The sequence below is a fragment of the Methylobacterium sp. V23 genome, from assembly GCF_002917135.1.
Classification (GTDB): Bacteria; Pseudomonadota; Alphaproteobacteria; order Rhizobiales; family Beijerinckiaceae; genus Methylobacterium.
The window spans coordinates 1-1,266 of sequence record NZ_PDHT01000120.1 but is presented as its reverse complement, the minus strand read 5'-3'; the positions used below and the strand labels follow the sequence as shown (position 1 = coordinate 1,266).

The following is a 1,266-nucleotide window of genomic DNA, read 5'->3' as shown; positions in this document are numbered from 1 at the left end:
AGACGGTGCGGGCCACGGTGGCCACGGACCAGTCGCAGGGCTACCACACCTACGGCGTTGACTGGCAGCCGGACTTCATCACCTTCTACCTTGACGGTGTTGCGACCGGCTCGATGGTCACGCCTGAGGGAGCCAAAGCCCCGATGTACATCCTCGCCGATATGTCGGTTGGCTCCAGCTTCGGCAGCCCCGTCAGCGCCAGCAACACCTGGCCGGCCGAGTTCAAGATCGATTACATCCGCGTCTACCAGGATGCCTCGGCTTTCAGCTCTGTCACCAAGACTGGGACCTCGGCCAACGACACCTTGTCGGGCGGCGATGGCGCGGACATCCTCGCGGGCGGCGACGGTAACGACACGCTCACGGGCGCAGGAGGCAACGACAGCCTGAGCGGCGGGGCCGGCAACGACCGTCTGCTGGGAGGCTTGGGCAACGACACGCTGGATGGTGGAGCGGGTGCGGACACGCTCGAGGGCGGGCACGGCGATGACACCTACGTCATCGACGACACCGGCAACACCATCGTGGAGTTCGCCAACGCGGGCACCGACACGGTGCGCACCAGCTTGGCCAGCTACGCACTCGGCGGCAACCTGGAGAACCTGGTCTACACCGGCACGGGTGCGTTTGCGGGCACGGGCAACAGCTTCGACAATGCGATCACGGGTGGGTCAGGCAACGACGTGCTGACGGGCGGAGCTGGCAACGACACGCTCAGCGGTGGCGCCGGCCACGACAAGCTCAGCGGCGGCATCGGCAACGACGTGCTCTGGGGCGGATCGGGCAACGACACGCTGATGGGGGCGGACGGTGCCGACACCTTCGCGTTCAGGAGCGGCGACAGCGGCACCACCTTCATCTCGGACTTCGAGCTTGGCACGGACAAGCTCGACCTGAGCGGCCTTGGGCTGACCAGCTTCGCGGAGGTGCAGGCGCATGCGGCGATGAGCAAGGCGGGCAACCTCGTGCTCAGCCTCGGCAGCGAGACCATCACCCTGCAGAACGTCAAGCTCGGGCAGCTTTCCGAACACAGCGTCGTGCTCACCACGCCCGTTCCTATCTCCACCGATATGGAAATCCCACGCCTGATTGAGCCTGCTTCCCTGATTCTCTCCTCAACTATCTCCCCGGCTTCCGACCTCTCGACGGATTTAGCTCTCCTAGGGTGTGAACCGAACCAAGGCGTTGCGAGCGTTATCGTTTTGTGATTCAGAGCCGCCGTTTGCAGCATGGAGGCGGCGATGGCAGATCTGTTTTGGCTTTCCG

At 64.5% G+C, this 1,266-nt stretch carries 1 protein-coding gene; it reads left to right on the top strand.

The genetic code is table 11. The features are described 5' to 3' along the window. On the top strand, positions 1-1,208 hold a 1,208-nt coding region (locus CRT23_RS27545; protein WP_245436659.1), incomplete at its 5' end, for a family 16 glycosylhydrolase. Positions 1,209-1,266 lie beyond the last annotated feature (58 nt).